Below are 23,341 nucleotides of genomic sequence, written 5' to 3'. Positions count from 1 at the left end.
AGTACGTTCACGCTTCTCCCGGCAGCCGGAAGGCCAGATGCTTCAGCTCCACCGGAATGCCCGCCGTGACCAGGAACACCTGGTCGCAGAGCGCGGCAAGACGCTGGTTCATCCGCCCCGCCGCATCGCGGAACAGCCGGCCAAGCGGGTATTCCGGCACCAGGCCGTCCCCCACCTCGTTGGTCACCAACAGCACGGGAACCGGCAGAGAGCGCAGCACCCCGGCCAGACGCTCCACCTCCGCTTCCGCCAGGGCACCGGCCTGAGCCATCTCCTCCCGGGTCCATTCCTCCACGCCGGCTTCCAGCAGCAGGTTCGTCAGCCACAGCGTCAGGCAATCCACCAGGATGACCGGCCCGGCCCACTTTCCGTCTATCGCGCCATTGCTGGCTGGCTTCTTGTCCTCACGGCCCGCCAAGGCCGGAGCCCGTCCGGCCTGAGTCTCTGTCCCGGACGCAGAAGCCTCCGTAGATGCCTCCGCCTGCGCCTGCGCCTCCACGCCCAAGTCCGCCAGCAGCTCCGCCAGCTTCAGGGGCTCCTCCACCGTCGTCCATGGGAAAACACCAGCCTCCCGTGTGCTCCTGTGCAGCTCCACCCGGTCCTGCATCTCGCCGTCCCAGATCCGGGAGGTTGCCACATAGATTCCCCGTCGGCCCAAGCAGGCCGCATACCGCTCCGCGAACCCGCTCTTGCCGCTGCGGGCTCCTCCGGTGACCAATACCAGCATAATGAACCGGCTCCTTCTCTTCGATCCTTGTCAGCCCATTCCCGTCTTCACGTCCTGCTCGCCGGGCCGGTCCCCGGCCTTCGGTTACTCCTGGTTGCTGACTCCCGCCGAAGCGAAGGTCGCCATCTCCGCCATCACGCGGATCGCCGCCTCCACCAGGTGGAAGCACAGAACGGCTCCCGTCCCCTCGCCCAACCGCATGTCCAGCGTCACCATGGGCCTAAGGCCCAAGGCATCCAGCATCAACCGGTGGCCCTGTTCATCCGACAGATGGGAGGCGATCATGTATGCCTGGGATAGCGGCGCCATACGGCTGGCCGTCAGGGCGGCGGCCGACGAGATGAAGCCGTCGATGACCACCGGCTTCCGCTTCTCCGCCGCACCCAGAATCAAGCCGGTCAAGCCGGCGATCTCCAGGCCGCCTACCTTGGCCAGCACGTCCAGCGGGTCGGAGGCGTCCGGCTTGTTCACCTCTAAGGCCTGCGCCAGCACCTTCTGCTTGTGCACGAGCCGCTCGTCCCCGATGCCCGTGCCCCGTCCCACTACGGCTTCCGGAGGAAGACCGGTGAACGCCGACAAGATCGCCGCACTGGGCGTGGTGTTGCCGATGCCCATCTCGCCGGTGGCGAACAGGCCCACGCCCTGATCCGCCAGCTCCAGAGCCAGCTCGTAGCCGACCTGAACGGCGGCCAGCGCCTCCTCCCGGGTCATGGCCGCTTCCCGGGCCAGATTCCGGGTGCCCCAGCGGACCTTGCGGGAGATCAGCTTCTCGTGGGACAGCTCTGCGTTCACCCCGATATCGACGCAGACCACCTCCGCTCCCGCATGCCGGGCCAGCACATTGACGGCAGCGCCGCCGCCCAGGAAGTTCATGACCATCTGGGGCGTCACCTCCTGCGGAAATGCGCTCACGCCTTCCTCGCATACCCCATGGTCGCCGGCCATTACCACCACGGCCTTGCGCCCCAGCTCCGGGGCCAGCTCACCGGTCATGCCGGCCAGCTGCACCGCCACCGCCTCCAGCTTGCCCAAGCTGCCGGGGGGCTTGGTCAGCTGATCCAGATGCGCCGCCGCACGGGCGCAAGCCTCTTCGTCCAGCGGCCGAATGCCGGCCGTCATTTGTTCCAATGATAAGGTTGCCTTCTTCATCGTCTTATCGTCTCCTTTTCCTCTTGCCGGGTATCCCCGGTCTGAATCGGTTCGCTTTCTTCCGGAGTCAGCAGCAGCTGTGGCGCTCCGACAGCCGGATGCGGCATCACCACGGGCCGGGTGCCGTACACCCGCTCCACCAGCTCCTCGCTCAATACCTCCCAGGGCATCCCGATGGCCTGGACTTCCCCATCCTTCAGCACCAGCAGCCGGTCGCAGTACAAGGCGGCCAGGTTCAGATCGTGCAGCACAGCCACCACTGTCAGCCCGCACTCCCGGTTCCACTTGCGCACGTAATCCATCATCTGGAGCTGGTAGCCGATATCCAGGTAGGTCGTGGGCTCGTCGAGGAGCAGCACCGTCGGCTCCTGCGCCATGGCCTTGCCCAGCGCCGCACGCTGGCGTTCGCCTCCGCTCAACTGGTCCACCGCCCGCTCCTCCAGCACCGCCAGCCCCAGCCGCTCCACGATCCCGGCCAGCAGCCCCTCGGCATCGCTCCGGTCCCGCCCGAGCCAATCCTGATGGGGATACCGTCCCATCTCGAGAATCTCCCGCACGGTGAAGCCGACCGGCGGCAGTGCCTCCTGCTCCAGCACCGCCATGAAGCGGGCCAGCTTCCGCCGGGCATAGTCGGACACCTCCCTGCCGTCCACCCGCACGCTCCCCGCATCCGGGCGCTCCGTGCCGGAGATCATCTTCAGCAGGGTGGATTTGCCGCTCCCATTGGGACCGATGATCCCGTAGATCTCGCCCTTGCGCACGGAGCAGCTCACCTGCTTGAGCACCGGCACGCCGTCATAGCTCTTCTGCACGTTCTCCATGACGATCATCGCATTAACCCCCTTGCCGGTATTTGCGCTTGCGCAGCAGATAAGCGAAGAATGGCGCGCCCAGGAGTGCTGTTACCACACCGAGCGGGATCTCCTTCGGAGACAGGACGAGCCGGGCCAGCGTATCGGACCACAGCACATAGATCCCTCCAGTTAGGGCGGACAGCGGCACGATAAGCCGGTAATCCGGTCCGACCGTCAGCCGCACCAGATGGGGAACCACTAATCCGACGAATCCGATGACCCCGCATACGGACACCGCCGCTGCAGTCAGCAGAGTGGACACGGTCAGCACGATCCACTTGGTCCGCTCCAGATCGACGCCGAGATGAGCGGCCTGCTTTTCCCCCAGCGTCAGGAGGTTCAAGGCCCTCACATGCCACCAGATGACCAAGAGTCCGAACACAAAATACGGCAGGAGCACCAGCGAATAGTCCCAGTTCCGCATGGACAGGCTTCCCATGAGCCAGTAGAGGATCTCGTTGACTACCTTGTTGGAGAGACTGACCATAAATGAGACGACGGCGCCCAGGAAGGCGCTGACGACCACCCCCGCCAGAATCAGCGTTTCCACCTTGGACTTCCCGCCATGGGAGGACAGCCGGAAGACCGCCACAAGCGTCAAGGTCCCCGTTGCAAAAGCTACCAGCGGCACGGTAAACTGCCCCACGGCATGCTGCAGCTCGAACAGGATGATGAAGGCGGCCCCGACGGACGCGCCTGAGGCTACGCCCAGCGTGTAAGGGTCGGCCAGCGGGTTCCGGAGCACCCCCTGGAAGCCCGAACCGGCCACTCCCAGCGAAGCGCCGACCAAGACGGCCAGAACCACCCGGGAGAAGCGAACCTTCATAATAATGTTCTCGCTGGCCTGCGGCCAATCCGGATGGACGACACTCCCCAGCAGGGGGAGCTTATGCAGGAGAATCCGCCACACCTCCAGGAGCGGCAGTCTAGCCGAACCCAACGACAAACTCGCAATAATGGAGAAAAGAAGGAGCGCCGCCGCTCCTCCTCCCCATATGATCAGTCGCCTGTTCATCTTATTTCACTTCATCCGGGTGGATCGCCTTCGCCACCTCGATCAGTCCCTTGGTGACACGCGGACCGACCCGGCTGACCAGATTGGAATCCACCGCATACTGCTTCTTGTTCTTCATGGCATCGATGGCATCCCAGCCCGGACGCTTGTTGATCTCCTCCAGGATGGAACCCATGCCCGCTTCACCCTTGGCATAGACGATGACCTCCGGATTGGCCTTGATGATGGCCTCCGGATCGATCTTGTACCAGCCCTTCTTGTCTGCGCCGATGTTGATGCCTCCCGCCAGGGTGACGATCTCGTCCATGAACTCGCCGGAGCCTACGGTCCAGCCCGGGCTGAATTCGATGTACACCCGTTTCTTCGGTGCGTTCTTCACGGCATCGGTCACTTTCTTCAGATCCGCGCGCATCTCGTCAGCGGCTTTCTTGGCTTCCGCTTGGGTGTTCAGGATCTGGCCGAACAGCTCCACCCGGTCGATCGCCTGCTGGAGCGTCTTCGGATCGCTTGCGAACACCTTGACGTTCAAGGCCCGAAGCGCCTCCACCGCCTTCTTATTCACACCGGCGCTGGCGAAGACCACATCGGACCCTGCCGCCACCACCGCTTCCATGTTGGAATTCAGATCGCCGATCTGCGCCTTGCTCTTGGCTTCCGCCGGATAGTCGCTCCACTTGTCCACGGCCACGATCTTGGCTCCCGCTCCCGCCGCGTATACGGACTCCGTCTCGCTCGGGGCCAGGGTGACGATCTTCTCAGGCGCTTTGTCGAAGGTGATCTCCACGCCGGTCGCATCCTTCAGCTTCAGCGGATACACCGTCTTCGAAGCCGCCTGGGTCGCCGCGGGGGGCGTTGCCTGGACAGCCGCCGTGGCCGCGGGCTGAACCGTTGCGGTTGCCGCTGCCGAAGGAGATGCCGAATTGGTGTCCTTGCCGCCGCAGCCCGCCAGGGCCAGGGACAGGGTTAGTGCTGCCGCTGCCGTGACAGCCGCCTTTTTCCGCCACATGTTGTTGCTCATCCGAATCTCTCCCTCGTACGTATGTATGAGATGAGCCTGAATGCCTCGAACAAGACCCAAACGAAAGAACCCTCCGGCCTCTTGCGAGGCGGGAGGGCACAGCAAATCAGAAAGGGGTGCGTTCCGGCGTTCGACGTTCGTCTCACGTCCGGTCGGACTCCGTGATCAGCCTGATCCTTTTCCTCGAAGGATTTCGTCAGCTACACTCGGATGGGCAGGTCTCCTGACTTACGGGTTCAGACGTGCCTCGCCTTCCCATTCCGGCTGCATGCGGAACAGTGGCCTTACGAGGTCGTCCCCGATTCACAGTGGCGGGACCGTGCCGGTTTCACACCGGCTTCCCTTTTAACCTTGCGCGTGAAGCGCGAAGGACCCATCGGCGGGAATCTGCTATTCGGTTCTCATTCAAGCGCGAATCTCTAAGAGCACATTATAGGCATATCCGATGGGAATTACAAGAACTATTTTAGATAACGTTCGTCATACGGTGGGAGGAAGAACATGAAAAGAGCCTTCCCCGTGCGGGGTCAGGCTCTCTGAAAAATTCCCATATATTCGTTCAGCTTCTTATCGAGAATCGTGCTGATTTCCACTACCTTGGGCGCGGTCAAGCACTGCTCCTTCAAAGCCAATTGCTCCATCTTCTTGCGAAGGCTGTAAATTTCTTCTTCCAGGGAGGCGGATGGCGAAGGTTTACTAGATAGTCGGTAAGCCCATTTGGTGCTATGGTTAGGATCGCGAACCAACATGCTACCACGATAAGACCGGCATACGTATTCAGCAAACGCCATTTATATCCCTCCTTTAAGAATTCCCTGGTTAGAATGTTTACAATCCCCTAACATAAGGATACCAGTTTTTATTTGAAAAAGAAAGCGGATTTTACTAGATTTCAAGAATTTGGGGGTCTTGCGCAGGACAATGGACCTGCTCCTTCAGCCCCGCTCCAGCCGCCTCAGGAACTTATCGATCCGATCCAGCGCTTCGATCAGCTGGGCGATCGAATTGGCATAGGTGCATCGCAGGAAGCCCTCCCCGCCCAAACCGAATACGTGCCCCGGAACGGCAGCCACCTTCGCCTCAAGCAGCAGCCGCTGGGCGAATTCCTCGGACGTGAGCCCGGTTCCGGCTATGCTCGGAAAGGCGTAGAACGCTCCCTGGGGTTCATGGCACTCCAGTCCCATGTCGCGGAAGCCCTTGACCACCAGCCTGCGCCTCTGGTTGTAGGAGTCCACCATCCGGTCCTTCTCCTCCATCCCGTTCCGAAGCGCCTCCAAGGCAGCCACCTGGCTCATGATGGGAGCACACATGACCGTATACTGATGGATCTTCAGCATGGCGGCGATCAGCTCCCGGTGTCCGCAGATATAACCCATCCTCCAGCCGGTCATGGCGAAGGCCTTGGAGAAGCCGCTGACTAGCAGCGTGCGGTCCTTCATCCCGGGCAGGCTGGCGAAGCTGGTATGCTTGATCCCGTAAGATAGCTCGGCATAGATCTCGTCGGAGATGACGAGGAGATCATGCTCCTCGACCAGACGGGCGATCGGCAGCATGTCTTCGTAGGTCATAACCCCGCCGGTCGGGTTGCTCGGATAGCAGAGGATCAGAACCTTGGAGCGAGGCGTGATCTTGGCCTTCAGGCTCTCCGCGGTCAGCTTGAAGCCGTCCTTGGCGAAGGTCTCGATCCCTACGGGAATGCCCCCGCCAATGGAGGTGATGGGGCTGTAGGATACATAGCAGGGCTCGGGAATCAGAATCTCATCCCCCGGATTGATCAAGGCCCGGAGGGCCAGGTCGATGGCTTCGCTGCCTCCAACGGTCACAATCATTTCATTGGAGGGCTCGTAGCTGACCTTGAAGCTGCCATGCAGATATTCGGCAATGGCCTCCCGAAGCTCGAGCAGGCCGGCATTGGACGTATATTGGGTCTTGCCGCGTTCCAAGGAATAGACGCAAGCCTCCCGGACATGCCAAGGCGTGACGAAATCCGGTTCGCCCACCCCCAGGGAGATGATGCTCGAATCCTTGCTTGCGCTGACCAAGTCAAAAAACTTCCGGATCCCCGAGGGCGGAATAGCCCGTACCAAGGGAGTCAAATAGTCCTGCATCGATTGGCGTTTCGTCGTCATACGGGATCATCCTCCGCTTGGGTTTAGGGAGCAATGACGAGCCGGTTATCGTCCTCATGGTCTTCGAACACGACGCCGTCCTGCTTATATTTTTTCAAGATAAAATGGGTTTTGGTCGAGAGTACGCGATCAATGGAAGACAAGCGCTGCGAGACGAACAGGGCCACCTCTTTCAGGGTGCGGCCTTCCACTTCCACCAGGAGATCGTAAGCGCCGGACATCAGATATACGGACTTCACCTCAGGGAACAGATAGATCCGCTCGGCGATGGCGTCGAAGCCGCGGCCTCGTTCGGGTGTAATCTGAACCTCGATCAGGGCGGTGACCTTGTCGTCCTCCACCTTGCTCCAGTTGACGATAGGCGCATATTTAATGATCACTTTGTCCGCTTCCAGCTCCGCGATGGCTCGCTCAACCTCCTCCCGCGCCGCATCCAGCATGGTGGCGATCAAGTCGGGCGTTCTCCGCGCATCCTCCTTCAGGATATCGAGAACCTTCGCTTTCAGTTCAGTCATGATCATGTCCTCCTAGAAGAGTAATCCCGGAATCTTCCGGATTCCCACGCCCCGGGCGGACCGGGGCTGAAAAGAATTATTATCACTATACACCGTAAACTCCCATGAAGCAAAGAAAAAATCCCACCCTTGACCATTCGCTCCTCAAGTTGGCAAATGATCGGATGGGACCTTTCTATAATTCGGCCGTTCGTTCCTCAATTTGACGAAAAACCGTAAAACAACCCTGTGGTGACCGCATACTCCGCGTCAGCCCGCGGTATGCAGCCGTTCGTTCTTCGGCAATAGGAGCTTCGCCATGTGGTCGCGGATTCCGCGGCGCTCATAGCCCGGGGCCAGAATGACCTTCAGGGCGGCATGCTGGTCCGGAGCCGTAACCCGGCTGCCGATGCCAACCAAGCGGCCGCTGTCGTAAGCGGCGATGACACTGCCGGCCTCCACGGCCTGCCCGATGTCGGATGCAAACTCCGTCTCCGCATAAGACTGCATAAAGGCATTCAGCTGTTCCGGTTCGGGAGCTCCGACTTGCAGAGCAATCTTCATTTCCCTCATCACCTTCAATTCGTTTCTCTGTATATAAATATACAGGATGCTGAATTTTTATGCAAGTGAATTCTCAAAAAAATCTCATTCCATCCCTCTGCATGTTCATCATCCCCAGGAGCTATTATAAGCAGCCGCCTGTGTATCGGTATGGGCGAACGCCAAAAATAATCCCCTTAGCCAAGGCCAAGGGGATCTGCTTCAATCGAATAAGCCCATACTCAAATAACGTTCGCCCGTATCAGGGGCGATGCATAACACCCGCTTGTCAGGGCCCAGCCGCTCCGCTTCCCGAAGCGCAGCCCATACCGAGGCTCCTGCAGAGGGACCTACGAGTATCCCCTCTTGGGCCGCAAGGCGTCTGACGGTATCCAGGGCGTCCCCATCTGACACCTGGACGATCTCGTCATAGACGCCCGTGTTCAGGATGGCCGGGATGAAGCCGGGGCTGGTGCCGACCAGCTTGTGTGGACCCGGCTGACCGCCGGACAGCACCGGAGAGCCCTGCGGCTCGACGACCACGACCCGAAGACCCAGGATGCGGCGCTTCAGCTCCTCGACCGTGCCGGTAATCGTGCCGCCCGTTCCCGCCGTTGCCACGAAGGCATCGAGGCGGCCTCCGGTCTGCTGCAGGATTTCCTCCGCTGTGGTGAAGCGGTGTACGTCGGGGTTGGCAGCATTCTCGAACTGCTGGGGAATGTAGCTGCCGGGTATGCTCTCCGCCAGCTTCTCCGCTTGCCGTACGGCCCCCGGCATCCGTTCCGCGGCGGGAGTCAGCACCACCTCCGCCCCATAAGCGCGGAGCAGCTGAACCCTCTCCTTGGTCATATTATCCGGCATGACCAGGATGGCGCGGTAGCCCTTGGCCGCTGCGTTCATGGCCAGGCCAATGCCCGTGTTGCCGCTGGTAGGCTCGATGATGGTCCCTCCCGGCCGCAGCCGGCCGGCCTCCTCCGCTTCGCGGATCATATTCCAGGCGGCCCTGTCCTTCACGCTGCCGCTCGGGTTGAAGGATTCCAGCTTCACCAGTACCTCCGCAGCCCCGGTCTGGGTCAGCCGGTTCAATCGGACCGCCGGCGTATCCCCGATGAGCGCCGTAATGCTATTCACCATTCTTGCCATATCCGCCATTCCCTCCGCCTGCCCGGTTTTCCCACATTGTCCCCCGGGCTTCGACCTTCTGTCAACCCGAACGGCCCGTGGAGGCAGCACGGACCGACAGCAGCTCCTTCATGATGAGCCACACCAGGAGCGGCGAACTGCCGATAGCCAACAGCAGCACATTGATGGACAACGGCGTCGGCGTATAGATCACCACCAGAATGAAAGCCATCGTACCCAGCAGTCGGCCCGCATTGAGACCCAGCTCACGGAGGATGATGAATTCCTCCCGGCGGCCGGAGCTTTCCTTGTCCCTGCCGATCAGGTCGAAGGCCGAGGAGGTCAGGGGGACCGTATAGAACGGAATGAACAACGCCGTGCCGATGCCGAAGATGAGAAGCGTCCGGTAATCTACGTACCAGAAGAAAGGGAGAATCACCAGGATCATTCCCGTCACTCCGGCCAGCATACCCCACTTGCGGAACCGGGGCTTGAGCCATCGGCCCACCGCATAGAAGCTGGCGAAGGCCACCGCTGAAGTGATGAGGGAGAAGCTGCCCAGCTTGGCTTCGTTCTTCGTGCTGATGTAAACCATCAAGGCGATCATGAAGCCGAATACGCCTTCCCGGATCCCTTGGGCCACCATGGCGCCGAAGACCTTTCTCCAGGTCCGGTCCGGATCCCGGAGCTTCCGGAAGGCGAACATCCAGGCGTAATGGCCGCTGACCTTGCGCTTCTTCAGGAAGAAGCTGGCGATGGCCCCCAGGACGAAGACGCCCAAGGACAAGGAGAAGATCAATCGGTAGCCTGCGGCATCCGACAACCGGGTAATCAGAATACCGGAGATCCAGGGCGCCAGCATTCCAGCCCCCGAGCCCAGCAGTCCCGCCAGACCGTTGAAGCGGTCCCGGCTGTCCGGGTCCGTTACCTCGAAGTACACGACGTTGAAGGCCAGCCAGAAAAGCCCTGCGGCCACCCCTTGTACCACGCCCAGTGCCCATACGAAGTGAACGGCTGACGTTCCCAGGAACAGCACGAGGCCGTAGAAAAGAGCCGATACCATTACTCCCGCACGAAGGGCATTCATCTTGTTATGCTCCTTCACCCACTTGCCGGCGATCCAGAAGGTCAGTGCCATCGTGATCTGCTGCAGCGCTGCGAACCAGCCGATCAAGGCGAAGTCGTTCCTGGCCTTCCACAGATACACGCTGACGAAGGTGCCCGACAGCGCATTCCCCGCGCCGAAGAGCCCGTTCACTGCCAGCAGGAGCCACGCTTGCCCGTCCAGCTTCCCGGAGCTTCTGCCCTTGGACTGCCCTTCTTCGGAATGCTTCCTACCGGCATGGACGCCGCCATCCCCGCGCAGCCAAGCGGGCATCCCCGTGAACATCGGAGGCAGGCGGGGCTTGGTACGTTCCGCCATCCCATCACCCCTTATATGAGAGTAGACCTTATTTAAGGTAACCCGCTCTGAGCAAAAAAAACTACGGCTGTACAATTGTTTAGCAAGACAAATCTCGGATAATTAAACAAAATTCACGGTTTATTGAATTTCAGGAGATAGGGAACTCAAGTAAGATTACCATTTGTAAGGGTTTACATACCCATTGTTAGGAGGTGGTTGGAAGAAATATAGAGATGATTCCATCTTCAGACCCTTCAAACCGGATGACTGCAGGGAATCGTATGACGGCCCTGCCGCAATGTAGCGGATCCATATGAAGCGGAGGTTGGGATGATTACGATGAAGAAACGCATGAACAAAGTCATTTCCCTTGCCTTATGCCTGCTTATGCTCATCTATCCCGTGCTGTCCGGCACCCCGGGCTGGGCGGATGAAGCCAAGGCCGAGGCTGCGGCATGGAAGTACGACTTCGGCTCGGAATCGAGTCCACTTATGGCAGGTTATATCCGGGTGCATAACAACCTGGTTTATTCTTCGGAGCTGGGCTATGGGCTGGACGCCAGCACCGGCTCCAACGGCTTCCGGGACCGGGGCTCTGCAGCCAATGACCTCTACCGGGATTTCCTGATGGTGGCAGGACGCACCTTCATGGCCGACGTGCCGAACGGCCAGTATGACGTCACCGTCTATTCGGGCGACCCGCTCGCCGGTACCAGCACCGTCAAGACGGAGGTCACCATTGAAGGGGCGTCTCAAGGCACCCTTTCGTCCAAAGCGGCCGTTACCTCCGGTACATACCGGGTTACGGTCAGCGATGGACAGATGAATATCCTGTTCGGCAATACGGCCTTCGTCAGCGGAGTGGAGATCGTCAGGGTAGTTCCCGCGGCTCCGCCGGCGCCTGCCGGGTTTGCTATGACGGGAATGAGTAACGTGCCCGGATCCGAACAGGTCACTCTGACCTGGGAGAGCGTGACGGGCGCCGTCTATTATGACCTGTACCGCGCGACAGTCAGTGATGCTACCTATGTCGCCTACGGCAAAGTGGCCCGGCTGAAGGACACCACTTCCTATACCGACACCGGTGTAAGCGTCGGGCATACTTACGGCTACAAGGTAACCTCTACGAACGCGGCGGGGATGGAATCGGAAGCTGCCGGACCCGTGACCGTCGAGCTGGCAATGGCCGGCACTCCCCCTGCGGCTCCCACCGGCTTAATCGCCACCGTTCTTGGCGCCCAGACCGTGAAGCTGCAATGGACCGCTACTGAGGCTGCCTCCGGCTATAAGATATTCCGTTCTTCCAGCGCAAGCGGAGGATTTACGGAGATCGGCAGCGTGCAGTCAGGCACTACAACGGAATATACGGACGCTTCTGGGGATACGTCATCGATCCACTACTATCAGGTCGTCGCCTATAATCCCGCAGGTCATTCGGCTCCGTCGAATACGGCTTCAAGCACGGTTTACGTGCCTCCCGTACCGCTTCCGGAGACCGGCGCCATCCAGTTGGACTTCGGCCCTGGCGCATTGGCGGATGGCTACATTCGAGTCCGTGCGGAAACTCCATATACCAAAGAGCTGAAATATGGCTTCGCGGAGCCCTCCAAAGTCACCTCCGGGGACCGGGGAACCTCCGATCCGCTTCGGTCGGATTATGTCTCCCCTGCGGATACCTCCTTCGCCATCGATCTCCCGAACGGAGACTACACCGTAACGCTGATCTCCGGCGACGCAGCCGCAGGAAGCCAGACGGCCATCAAGGCCGAGACCATTCAGAAAGTTCAGCTTACGGACAAGACGGCCGGACAGTACCTGGAGATGAGCTTCGAAATCGCTCTGGTGGACGGACAGCTGAATCTGGAGTTCTCCGGTTCGGCTCCGCGCATCAATTCTCTTGTCATTACTCCCAAACCGAACCGGGTACCGGGAGAAATCCCGACCATCTACGTAGCAGGCGACTCTACCGTCCAGACCTATGACGAATATTGGAAGCCTGAAGCCGGCTGGGGCCAAATGATTCCCCGGTTCTTCTCTGACAACGTCACCTTCAAGAACCATGCCATCGGAGGCCGAAGCTCCAAGTCATTCATTGTGGAAGGTCGCCTTGACGAGGTGCTGCGGCTGATCAAGCCGGGCGATTACTTCTTCGTCCAATTCGGCCATAACGACGCCACCATCAGTGTACCGGAACGGTATGCTTCGGTACCGGATTATAAGAACTACCTCAAGACCTACGTAAACGGTGCTCGCCAGCGTGGCGCGACTCCGGTTCTGGTGACACCGATGGGCCGCCGAAGCTTCAATGCGGATACCGGTAAGTTCAACGTCAGCTTCCCCGAGTACGTGGCCGGCATGAAGGAAGTGGCCGCAGAGCTCGACGTGAAGCTGGTGGATCTGTCTGCGCTTAGTATTGCGTATTATGATTCCATCGGACCGGAAGCCTCGAAATCCGTATTCCTGCATGTGGAGCCGGGCATCTACAATGCATGGCCCAACGGCTCTGCCGATGACACCCACTTCCAGGAATACGGCGCGATTCAGATTGCCCGGTTGCTGTCGGGAGGCGTCAAGGGGCTCAACCTGCCCATCTCCGCCTTCGTGAAGGATGCGGAGCTTCCGCCTGCCGTGCCGGCTAAGCCGATGAACCTGTCCGCAGGCAGCATCAGCAACGCAGGCGCCGTTCTCAAGTGGGATGCCGTGAATACGGCCGAGATCTACAAGATTTACCGCAAGCTGTCCACGGATGCCGAATATACGCTGGCAGGAACCTCCACCGTGCCGACCTTCTCCATCGGCGGCATGCGGGAAGGGCTGACTTACCAGGTCTACGTGGTAGCCGTCAACGGACGCGGTGAGTCCATTCCTTCCGACCCTGTGATGATCAAGACCAAAGCTGCCCAGTACCGCTACGACTTCGGTCCGGCCGGCAGTCCGGTTGCCGCAGGCTATACGGAAGTCAACTTATCCACACTCTACACGCCCGAGAAAGGCTACGGCATACGGGACAGCGCCGGCATGATCACCCGTGACAGAGGCGCCTCCGGAACTGACCTGACCCGGGATTGGCTGGGGTACTTTAACGCCTTCTGGGATTTCCTCGTTGACGTTCCGAACGGCTCCTATGCAGTGAAGCTGTACATCGGCGATATGAGCGGCACCGGCCGGACCGACGTCAAGATCGAAGGGACCAGCTACGGTACCGTTTCGGCCGGCAGAAACAGCGTGGTTGAGAAAGCGATCAATACCGTTCAGGTGAAGGACGGCCAGCTGACCTTCTCCTTCGGCGGAGCGACGGGGATCGTAAATGGCCTGGAGATCACGCCGATTCTGCAATCGCCGACAAACCTGAAGGTAGACAGCATGCAGCTGGAGCTTGACCAGCCAGTGGTCAAGCTCTCCTGGAGCGCAGCAGCCGATGCGGCTCAGTATAAGGTATACCGGAAGTCTGAGGGAGCTTCCAAGCCGGAGCTGCTCGGCAGCGCATCGAGTACCGCCTTCTCCGACCATACCGCAGATGTGGGTGTTGCCTACGAGTATACCGTCACATCGGTGGACGCTTCCGGCTTCGAGACCGTACCGTCCCTGCCGCTTCAGCTGTCGACCCTGGATCCGACCAAGCCTGCACCGGCAACGCCAACCGGACTGCGCGCATCCGGGATGGAGAAGAAGGCTGTCACCCTCACCTGGAATGGCGTCCCGGAAGCACGAACCTACAATATTTATCGTGCGGATAAAGCCGACGGCTCGTATGAGCTGATAGGCAAAACCCGCGCGACCTCCTACACCGATACGGCGGTCCTGACAACCATTCCCTACTACTACAAAGTGTCCTCCGTCAATGCAGGCGGCATCTCGGCCAAGTCAGAGACACTTGTGACCGAAGCGATTACGAAGCTCGTCCGTCAGATGGAAGCCCTCGACAGGGCGCCGGTCGCCATCCAGACCGGTGCAGGCGTATACATAGGCTGGAGAATGCTGGGCCTGGACCCGGACAGCATCGCCTTCAACCTGTACCGCGACGGAGTCAAGCTGAACACGAATCCGATTCAAGGCAGCACCAACTTTGTGGATGCCGGCGGCACCGTATCCTCCAAGTACAAGATATATGCCGTCCTGAACGGCGTGGAAACCCCGGCTACCGGCACATTCTCGGTATGGCAGCAGCAGTACAAGTCCATCCCGCTGCAGAAGCCGGCAGACGCCTTGACGAAGGACGGCCAGCCGTATACCTACAACGCCGGCGATGCCAGCGTCGGGGACCTGGACGGCGACGGCACCTACGAGATCGTCATGCTGTGGAACCCTTCTAACGCGAAGGACAATTCTCAGGCCGGCTATACGGGCATCGTGTACATGGACGCCTACAAGCTGGACGGAACCCGCCTGTGGCGCATCAACCTGGGACCCAATATCCGCGCGGGCGCACATTACACCCCATTCATGGTCTATGACCTAGATGGGGACGGTAAGGCCGAGATTGCCTTCAAGACCGCGGACGGCACCGTGGATGGCGTGGGCAGCGTCATCGGCAAAGCGGACGCTGACTACCGGAACAGCAGCGGCTACGTGCTTCTCGGCGACGAATATCTGACCGTATTCGAAGGCCTTACGGGCAAAGCCCTGTCCACCGTCAACTATGATCCGCCCCGCGGGGACGTCAGTCTATGGGGCGACTCTTACGGTAATCGTGTGGACCGTTTCCTGGCTGCCGTGGCCTATCTTGACGGAGAACGGCCGAGTCTGGTCTTCAGCCGCGGCTATTACACCCGCACGGTACTGGCGGCCTACAACTTCCGCGACGGCCAGCTGTCTCAGGTATGGCGATTCGATACCAACGATGAAGGCAACGCCGCGTACTACGGCCAAGGCAACCATAACCTGTCCGTCGGGGATGTGGACGGAGACGGTAAGGATGAGATCAACTTCGGCGCCATGGCCATCGATGACGACGGCACCGGACTCTATTCCACCGGCCTCGGCCACGGCGACGCGCAGCACTTCGGCGATCTGGATCCGTCTCGCCCCGGACTGGAGCAGTTCGATGTCCACGAGCATACGGATTCGCCTTATGGTATGGAGATGCGGGACGCTGCCACCGGAACGATTCTGTGGGGCGTGTACACCGGAATCGATACCGGCCGCGGCATGGCGGCGGACATCGATCCGAATTATCTGGGCGCGGAATTCTGGAGTGCCACCATCACCAACGCCCAGCATATTCAACTTACCGGACTTCACAACACGAAGGGTGAGAAGATCAGCGACATGATTCCAAGCTCCACCAACTTCGGCATCTGGTGGGACGGAGATTTGCTCCGCGAGCTGCAGGATTATAACCGGATCGATAAGTGGGATTATGTCAACCACACGACGGTGAACCTGCTTACGGCCACCGGCGCAGCCTCCAACAATTCCACCAAGGCTAACCCAATGCTGCAGGCGGATCTGTTCGGCGACTGGCGCGAGGAGGTCATCTGGAGATCGGAGGACAGCTCCGAGATGAGGATCTACTCGACGGTGGACCCCACCGAATACCGGTTGCGCACACTGATGCACGATCCGAACTACCGTCTGGGCATCGCTTGGCAGAACGTGGCTTACAATCAGCCGCCGCATCCGAGCTATTACCTGGGGGTCGGCATGACCGCGCCTTCCGCCCCCAGCATTTACCTGGCCTCTGCGGTACTTTCCCAAACTCAGGCCACTCTGAGCGGCACAAGCCCCGTATTCAAAGGCCAGGAGTTTACGGTGACCTACGGGCTGTCCAATGTGAATGTGGGCGGTGCCGCTCCTGCTCAAAACGCCGTTTACGCGCAGGACATCACGATTTCCTTCGATCCCGAGGCCGTAGAATTCGTGAATGCGACCGTGCTTCGGACCGATATTCAGATCGTCAGCAAGAACGTCTCGGTTACGAACGGTACACTCCGACTGCTGCTCGCAAGCTCCGGCCCGGAATCCGCCATACAAACCGACGGGCCGCTGGTGAATCTGAAGTGGAAGGCCAAGACCGGCACCTCCGCCCATCAGACGGAGCTCGCCGTTACTCAGGCCCTTCTGGCCAACGGCAGCATGGAAATGCGGGAGGCCGCCGGAGACGTACTCCCATTAGCATTCACCGTGGACGTGTCGCTCTTGGATCAAGCGATTCATGAAGCCCAGCAGCTGTATGACAACGCAGTGGAAGGTCTGGCCCCCGGTCAGTACTATCCGGGCTCCAAAGCCAGGATGCTTCCGGTCTTGAACGCCGCGATCGCCGTTCAAGCCGACCCTTCCGCCACTGTTAATGAAGTGGCGAACGCTTACGTTGCCTTGACGAAGGGAGTCCGTCAGTTCTATGCAGCAGCAGGTGACTTCAATCCGAAGGATAAACCGGGTACAGACATCACCGAGCTTGGCTTCATCGCCGCCCATTACGGCATGAAAGCCGCAGACTCCGGTTGGGACGACGTGGAATTCGCAGACATTAACAAGGACGGCATCATCCGGGTTGAGGATCTGATCATCGTCGCCAAGAAAATCTTGAACTTGTAGCCTGTTGAAAGAGGGGGCGGCCCATGTCTCCCTCTCTTTCCCTAACATTCCGGCAAAGGATGATGGAAAGATGATGAGACCTATTCGCAAGCTCCTCTTCCTGGGTCTGACGCTGCTCCTGGTAGCCATGGCTGCCCCCTTGCCTGCCCGAGCGGACATGGCGGCATTGAATTTTGGTCTGATGGCAGACAAATCCTCATACAAGACCGGCGACATAGTGAAAGTGACCCTAACCGCCACAGGAATGACGGATCTATACGGTTTCGAGGCGGTGCTGACCTATGATCCGGACCAGCTTGAATGGAAAGGCTTGGCTGCAGACGCATATTCAGATGGGGGAATGTACACCGTAACGAAGACCCCTGAAGACAACGCAGTAACCGTAACCAGAACCAAGATGAGCGATGTCCCCGGCATCAACGGTTCTGGCAATCTGGCCGTGCTGACATTCACCGCTAAGGGAGTCGGCGTATCCAAGATCAGGCTCGATCGTGTCGAGGCATTTGACAGCAATCTTCGTCCTACCCGATGGAATGCCGGATATGAGCTGAGCGTCAGCTATGCCAATTCGGCCCCGGCACCCGGCTCATCCGGAGCGGGCAATCCCATCGGGAACAGCAAGCCGGACACCGGAGCATCCCCCACTTTCCAGGAGGTTGCCTTAAGGGGGGACGTGAAGGCAGGCATCTTCCAGATGGATAGAACGCAGCTGGAGGCGGCCGCGGAAGACGGCAAGAAGGTGGTGCCTCTTGTTGTCCCGTATGTAAAGGATGTGGAGATGTATGTCCTGCAGATGCCCGTATCGGCTTTGAATGGATCGTCGAAGGGCAAGCTGCTCTATGAGATCCGGACGGAATTCGGCTCCCTCTCGGTACCGGACAGGATGCTCTCCAATCTGTCGCTTCCGGACACGCCGGTGGAGCTCCGCATCGCCAGAGCGGACATAAGCAAGCTGAGCGCTGCTGTGCAGGAAGCCATTGGCAGCCGACCCGTCCTGAATCTAGCGCTTGCCGTCAACGGCCGGGAGACAGTCTGGAGCAATCCTTCGGCCCCAGTGACGGTCTCATTGGCCTACACTCCCAGCAAAGAGGAACTCCAGCATCCGGAACGGATTACCGTTTGGTATATCGACGGTGCCGGAGCCATACACTCTGTTCCCAACGGAAGATATGACGCCAAGACCGGTCAAGTGATCTTCCGAACCACCCACTTCAGCCATTATGCCGTTGTGTTCCCGAAGGTCGGCTTCTCGGACTTGTCCGGTACCGAGTGGGCAAGACCCGCGGTGGAGGCGATGGCAGCCCGGGGTGTCATTCGAGGAACCTCAGAGGGTGTATTCACCCCGGATATGAGCATCAAGCGTGCAGACTTCATGCTGATGCTGATGAGAGCTCTGGAGCTTCCGCCAGCGTCAGCCACTGAGAACACGGAGGACTTCCTCGATGTGGAAGCTGGCTCTTATGCCTATGCTGCCGTCCGGCAAGCCCGCAGCTTGGGGCTGACGCTGGGGGACGGCAGCAACCGGTTCCTGCCGGAGAGTCCGATAACCCGGGAGGACGTTATGGTTCTCACCGCCCGGTCACTGAGCATCAAGGGAGAGACGCTTCCTTCTTCCGCAGGCGGAGTGTATTTCAAGGACGAAGCGGACATTTCCGGCTATGCCCGGGCTAGTATCGAAGCTCTATCGGCTGCCGGTATCGTGAAGGGTTATGAGGGTGCCATTCAACCGAAGATGAGCTTGACCCGCGCGGAGGCCGCCGTCCTCATCCACAATCTTCTTAGCCGGTGATCCGGCCCATCAAGCCATAATCGCCCTCCGCCATACGTATGCAAAAAAAAATCGGTCTGCCGCAGGGCAGACCGTTTGTCGTTTTATAGATTCGCGCCAGGTGCGAACACCCGGACCATCTCTTCCTTAACTTCCTTCGTCAAGTATTCGTCCGTCTTGAAGCACGAGGGACAGACGAAGACGTCCAGCTCGTAAGGTGCTGTCAGGAAGGCATCCCCCAGAGGAACGGGAACCTTGGAGACGAAACCAGCCGCCCCTACGGTCCGAACCCCGGCATGGAGCATCAGCTCATGGCAATTGGTGCATTCCGGTGCGTACTCCTGCATGTCCATGCAGGCCACGACCTTTTCGGAATAGGCATCCGGCTCCGGGTCCACCGTATAATCATCGAGAAGATCCTCCACCTCCAGCGCATCCCCATCATCCTCGTCCGGGTCGCCCAAGGTATCGAGTCCCCCGTCGTCCTCTTCCAGGGCCAGGTCTCCATTGTCCTGCTTCAGCTTCAGCTTGACCGTCCGGTATCCGCCCAGCTCATTCAAGCAATGCGGGCACGTCTCCTCCGGGCCGATCTCCGGATCCCATACAATCTCTGTCTGGCACCATTGGCATACCTGCGATTTATTCTTCGAATCCATAATGCGCCTCCTCGTTCATCCGCCGGCACTGGCTGCCGGATCCATCCGTATGGACTATGTTAAATAATAGATGCCCAGCGCCAAAAACACAAACGCCAGCACGAACAGCGTCCCCCACAAATATTTCATAAGCGCTCCCCCAGGCCGGGAAGCCAGCGGTTCAAGTCACGCAGGCCCCGATAACATACGACAGCGAAACGGAAAGGACCATGGCAATGAAGCCCACCGCTTTGTTATCCTTCTGGATCTCTTCATCAATATTATAATACGGCGTCAGAAATTCAAAAACATAATAAGCCGTCAGCAATAGAACGAATCCGATCCCCGCCCACTGAAGGACCTCCAGCAGGCCGTCGTTCTTCTGGATGGCGAACCGGAAGATGTTGCAGATGCCGAACACCTTGCCTCCGGTGGCCATGGCTACGGAGAGGTTGCCCTTCTTGATCTCACCCGATACGCTGTAGCGGGTCACCGCTTCGAATATGGCAAGAAACAGGATCAGGGCGATGCCCGCCACCGAGAAAAAGGCCAGTGTCTCCAGAAACGGATTCTCCATGATCCGATCCACTTCATTGTTCATCCCGCATCCCTCCTCGACAATCTCCCGGAAAACGCTTGAAGAGACCGGGGCTTCCCCCAGTCTCCTTGAACAAGTCGGTTATGCGGTTACTGCTGTTCCTTCTTGGCGGCAAGCTGAGCCTTCAGCTGTGCCAGCTCATCGTCCACACCGCCGCTCTTGGACAGGGCGGACAGCTCGTCGTCCAGGCTCTTGTTGGAATCGCGGAGCTCTCCGGACGCCTTGGCTTCGGCTTCCATCTGAAGCACCTTCTCCGTCATCCGGTCGAAGCCCTTGGCCGCATTGTCGGTCCCGAAGCCGGACATGGCCTGGTTGATCTGCTTCTGAGCCTTGGCCGCCTCGGCACGGGCGATCAGAAGGTCCTTCTTGTTCTTCATCTTGCTGTATTCGTCCTTCATCTCGGAGAGCTGGCTGCGCAGCCGGTCGGCATTGGCCTTGGCTACGTCGTATTGGTCTTTCATCTCGGTGAAGCGGGTCTGATGCTCCTTCTTGTCCTCCAGCGCGCGGCGGGCCAGATCTTCGTTGCCCTGCTCCAAGGCTTTCATGGCCTGCTCGGAGCGCTTCTGCACCATCTCTTCGGCTTCCTCGTATTGCTGCTTGAACTTCATCTCGATGGCAATCTGCTTCGCAACGGCCGATTCGGCTTCTTGGATGTCCTCTTCCATATCCCGGAGGAACTGGTTCAGCATCTTAACCGGGTCTTCGGCCTTGTCAAGCATGTCGTTGATGGAAGCCATCGTCAAATCGCGCAATCTCTTAAAAATTCCCATAATTCGTTTCCTCCCATTATGTTCTTCCAAGTGATATTTGGATTGAATTTCGTTCCCTCTACACCCATTACATACGCGGGAAGAAATGGCGGGTTTCAAGATTCGCAAAAAATTATTTAAGCTCCACGACGGTGACTCCCGTACCGCCTTCCCCGTAGTTGCCCGTACGATAGCTCTTCACGTGCTTGTGCTTCTTCAGGTATTCCTGGATGCCGGTACGAAGCACCCCGGTACCCTTGCCGTGAATAATATACACTTGGCCCAGATTGGACAGGAAAGATTCATCCAGGAAGCGGTCCACTTCCATGATGGATTCCTCCAGGTTCTGCCCCCGCAGATCCAGCTCGGTTCTGACGTTGTCGTCGCGCGTCCGCTTGACGCCGGCAGCCACCTTCTGCTGCGGGGTTTTGGCTTCCGCCTTGGCCGACACCAGCTGCAGATCCACCTTGGCCACCTTCATCTTCATGATGCCAAGCTGTACGACCGCTTCGGCGTCCCCAGACAGCTCCACGACGTGGCCCTTCTGGTTCAGGCTCGTTACGAGCACCTCGTCGCCGGGGCCGATGACGGCCGCCTTCTTGGGCTGGGAGGAGGCGGTTCGCTTCATCTTGTTCGTCAGCTCCGGCACGGCCTGGTCCAACCGGCGTCGGGCTTCCGTCAGCCTGTGATCCTTGACTCCCGTTCTCTCCTCCATGGCCATGCGGCGAAGCTCCGCAATGATCTCCTCGGCCTCGCGGCGGGCCTTGGCTACCGCTTCCCGCGCCTCCTGCTCGGCCTTCGCCAGGAGCTTCTCCCGCTGCTCGTCGAAGCGGCGCCGCTCCTCCTCCAGCTTGCGCTTCAAGGCCTCCACCTCCTGGCGGAGCTCCGTGGCCGTGTTCCGTTCGGCTTCGGCCGTCAGCCGGTTCTCCTCCAGGGTGGCGATCATGGATTCGACCCGCTGGTCCTCCTCGCCCACTTGGCCGCGGGCATGCTCGATGATGCGGCGGGACAAGCCGAGACGCTCCGCAATTGCGAAGGCGTTGGACCGGCCCGGCACTCCGACCAGCAGGCGGTACGTCGGAGACAGGGTCTGGATATCGAACTCCATGCTGGCATTGATGACGCCCTTGCGGTCATAGGCGTAGGCCTTCAGCTCGGAGTAGTGGGTGGTCGCCACCATGCGGCAGCCCATGTTGTGGATGTACTCCAGGATGGAGATGGCGAGGGCCGAGCCCTCCGCTGGATCCGTTCCCGCTCCCAGCTCGTCGAACAGGACCAGGCTCTTGGGTGTCATATCCCGCAGAATGCCGATAATGTTCGTCATGTGGCTGGAGAAGGTGGAGAGATTCTGCTCGATGCTCTGCTCATCGCCGATATCGGCGTAGATCGCGTCGAAGACGCACAGCTGGCTGCCGTCCTCCGCCGGCACGAACAAGCCGGACATGGCCATAAGCGACAGCAGGCCGATGGTTTTGAGCGCGACGGTCTTGCCCCCGGTATTAGGGCCCGTAATGATGATGGTGCTGTATTGGTTGCCCAGCTCTACGTCGAGGGGGACGACGGAATCCCTGCTGATCAGCGGGTGCCGCCCCTTCTTGATCTTCAGGAAGCCCCGGTCGTTCATCATGGGCAGCGTGCTCTTCAGCTCACGGGCCAGTACGGCCTTGGCGAATATAAAATCCAGCTCGGCCAATAGATCCAGATTGTTGGCCAAGGGGTCCGCGAATTCCGCCACGAGGGCGGACAGCAGCCGCAGAATCTTTTCCACCTCGGCCTCTTCCTTCAGCTTCAGCTCCCGCAGCTTGTTGTTCATTTGCACCACGGATTCCGGCTCGATGAAGAGCGTGGCTCCCGAGGCGGACTGGTCATGAATCATGCCGCCGAAGTGGCTCCGGTATTCCGCCTTGACGGGAATAACATAGCGGTCGTTGCGGATGGTGACCAACGCATCCTGCAGCATCTTGGCGATGGATGGCGTGCGGACCATCTGATCCAGCTTCTCCCGGACCCGCCCTTCGCCGGAGCGGATCTCCGAGCGGATGCGTCCCAGCTCGGGACTGGCCTGGTCCAGCACGTGAGCGTTATCGTCGATGCAGCTCTTAATCTTGTCCTCCAGAGTCCGGTTGTCCTCCAGCAGTTCAGCCACTCCCTGCAGGAGCGGTATCGGCGTCTCTTCATGCAGCTCGGTCAAGAACCGCTTCAGCCTGCGGCCTCCGAAGAGCGTGCCGCCGATATCGTTCAGCTCCTGGGGATTCAGCATCCCGCCGATCCGGGCCCGGTGCAGCGCACTGCGCACATCGCGGATGCCGCCGAAGGGAGCCCCTCCCTTCAGACGATCCACCTTGGCCGCTTCGTCTGTGGCGGTGAGACGCCGCTTGACCTCATCCAGTTCGCCGCTGGGCTGAAGCTGCGAGGCTTTGTCCTTGCCAAGGGAGGTGGAGGCATGCTGGACCAGTAGCTCCACGACTTTCGTATATTCAAGCGTATGCATAATTTTTCGGTTCACTGTCGTAACCCTCTTCCTTATGAGACCGTGTTTTTCACCCTCCTATTATATCCAAAGGCCCGGCCCAGCGCTATCGGATAGAATCGTTACAG

At 59.5% G+C, this 23,341-nt stretch carries 17 protein-coding genes and 1 riboswitch; of the genes, 2 read left to right on the top strand and 15 right to left on the bottom strand.

Features of this window, described 5'->3' with window-relative positions; translation table 11 throughout:
- Nucleotides 1-7: 7 nt before the first annotated feature.
- From ACSEXW_RS12950 to ACSEXW_RS12900, 11 genes are all read right to left on the bottom strand, one after another.
- The gene (locus ACSEXW_RS12950) at nt 8-727 is read right to left on the bottom strand and encodes a bifunctional adenosylcobinamide kinase/adenosylcobinamide-phosphate guanylyltransferase (RefSeq protein WP_438446572.1); all 720 of its coding nucleotides are present in this window, start codon (nt 725-727) and stop codon (nt 8-10) included.
- Between the two features lie 84 nt (nt 728-811).
- Complete coding sequence (gene cobT / locus ACSEXW_RS12945; RefSeq protein ID WP_438446571.1) at nt 812-1,876, bottom strand: nicotinate-nucleotide--dimethylbenzimidazole phosphoribosyltransferase; 1,065 nt, start codon at nt 1,874-1,876, stop codon at nt 812-814.
- A complete protein-coding gene (locus tag ACSEXW_RS12940; protein ID WP_438446570.1) occupies nt 1,873-2,706 on the bottom strand; it encodes an ABC transporter ATP-binding protein in 834 nt (277 codons plus the stop codon). The genes cobT and ACSEXW_RS12940 overlap by 4 nt, the downstream gene beginning before the upstream one ends.
- A gap of 4 nt (nt 2,707-2,710) precedes the next feature.
- Nucleotides 2,711-3,745, bottom strand: a complete 1,035-nt coding sequence (locus ACSEXW_RS12935; RefSeq protein WP_438446569.1) for a FecCD family ABC transporter permease — start codon at nt 3,743-3,745, stop codon at nt 2,711-2,713.
- A gap of 1 nt (nt 3,746) precedes the next feature.
- Nucleotides 3,747-4,763, bottom strand: a complete 1,017-nt coding sequence (locus ACSEXW_RS12930; protein ID WP_438446568.1) for an ABC transporter substrate-binding protein — start codon at nt 4,761-4,763, stop codon at nt 3,747-3,749.
- 196 nt (nt 4,764-4,959) lie between these two features.
- A riboswitch (cobalamin riboswitch) is annotated at nt 4,960-5,155 on the bottom strand.
- Nucleotides 5,156-5,290: 135 nt separating this feature from the next.
- Complete coding sequence (locus ACSEXW_RS12925; RefSeq protein WP_438446567.1) at nt 5,291-5,554, bottom strand: aspartyl-phosphate phosphatase Spo0E family protein; 264 nt, start codon at nt 5,552-5,554, stop codon at nt 5,291-5,293.
- 144 nt (nt 5,555-5,698) lie between these two features.
- A complete protein-coding gene (locus tag ACSEXW_RS12920; RefSeq protein WP_438446566.1) occupies nt 5,699-6,892 on the bottom strand; it encodes an aminotransferase class I/II-fold pyridoxal phosphate-dependent enzyme in 1,194 nt (397 codons plus the stop codon).
- Nucleotides 6,893-6,915: 23 nt separating this feature from the next.
- A complete protein-coding gene (locus ACSEXW_RS12915; RefSeq protein ID WP_438446565.1) occupies nt 6,916-7,407 on the bottom strand; it encodes an Lrp/AsnC family transcriptional regulator in 492 nt (163 codons plus the stop codon).
- 249 nt (nt 7,408-7,656) lie between these two features.
- Nucleotides 7,657-7,950 carry a hypothetical protein gene (locus tag ACSEXW_RS12910; protein ID WP_438446564.1) on the bottom strand — a complete coding sequence of 98 codons (294 nt, stop codon included), beginning with the start codon at nt 7,948-7,950 and terminating at the stop codon, nt 7,657-7,659.
- A gap of 201 nt (nt 7,951-8,151) precedes the next feature.
- Nucleotides 8,152-9,072 (bottom strand): cysteine synthase A, encoded by a 921-nt coding sequence (gene cysK / locus ACSEXW_RS12905; RefSeq protein ID WP_438446563.1) that lies wholly within the window; start codon nt 9,070-9,072, stop codon nt 8,152-8,154.
- Between the two features lie 61 nt (nt 9,073-9,133).
- Complete coding sequence (locus ACSEXW_RS12900; protein WP_438446562.1) at nt 9,134-10,474, bottom strand: MFS transporter; 1,341 nt, start codon at nt 10,472-10,474, stop codon at nt 9,134-9,136.
- A gap of 321 nt (nt 10,475-10,795) precedes the next feature.
- Between ACSEXW_RS12900 and ACSEXW_RS12895 the strand changes: the two genes are divergently transcribed.
- Both ACSEXW_RS12895 and ACSEXW_RS12890 read left to right on the top strand, forming a co-directional pair.
- The gene (locus ACSEXW_RS12895) at nt 10,796-16,993 is read left to right on the top strand and encodes a rhamnogalacturonan lyase family protein (RefSeq protein WP_438446561.1); all 6,198 of its coding nucleotides are present in this window, start codon (nt 10,796-10,798) and stop codon (nt 16,991-16,993) included.
- 70 nt (nt 16,994-17,063) lie between these two features.
- Nucleotides 17,064-18,782 carry an S-layer homology domain-containing protein gene (locus ACSEXW_RS12890; RefSeq protein WP_438446560.1) on the top strand — a complete coding sequence of 573 codons (1,719 nt, stop codon included), beginning with the start codon at nt 17,064-17,066 and terminating at the stop codon, nt 18,780-18,782.
- A gap of 83 nt (nt 18,783-18,865) precedes the next feature.
- Here ACSEXW_RS12890 and ACSEXW_RS12885 read toward each other — a convergent pair whose 3' ends face one another.
- The 4 genes from ACSEXW_RS12885 to ACSEXW_RS12870 form a co-directional block, all read right to left on the bottom strand.
- Nucleotides 18,866-19,417 carry a hypothetical protein gene (locus ACSEXW_RS12885; protein ID WP_438446559.1) on the bottom strand — a complete coding sequence of 184 codons (552 nt, stop codon included), beginning with the start codon at nt 19,415-19,417 and terminating at the stop codon, nt 18,866-18,868.
- A 160-nt stretch (nt 19,418-19,577) separates the two neighbouring features.
- Complete coding sequence (locus ACSEXW_RS12880) at nt 19,578-19,997, bottom strand: DUF350 domain-containing protein (RefSeq protein WP_438446558.1); 420 nt, start codon at nt 19,995-19,997, stop codon at nt 19,578-19,580.
- Between the two features lie 86 nt (nt 19,998-20,083).
- Nucleotides 20,084-20,764: a PspA/IM30 family protein gene (locus tag ACSEXW_RS12875; protein ID WP_438446557.1), complete on the bottom strand. Its 681-nt coding sequence runs from the start codon at nt 20,762-20,764 to the stop codon at nt 20,084-20,086.
- 112 nt (nt 20,765-20,876) lie between these two features.
- Nucleotides 20,877-23,249, bottom strand: coding sequence for an endonuclease MutS2 (locus ACSEXW_RS12870; protein WP_438446556.1), 2,373 nt, complete (start codon nt 23,247-23,249; stop codon nt 20,877-20,879).
- Nucleotides 23,250-23,341 lie beyond the last annotated feature (92 nt).

It is taken from the genome of Oryzibacillus soli (genome assembly GCF_051594765.1).
Classification (GTDB): Bacteria; Bacillota; Bacilli; order Paenibacillales; family NBRC-103111; genus Paenibacillus_AR.
This window is presented reverse-complemented; position numbering and strand designations above follow the sequence as displayed.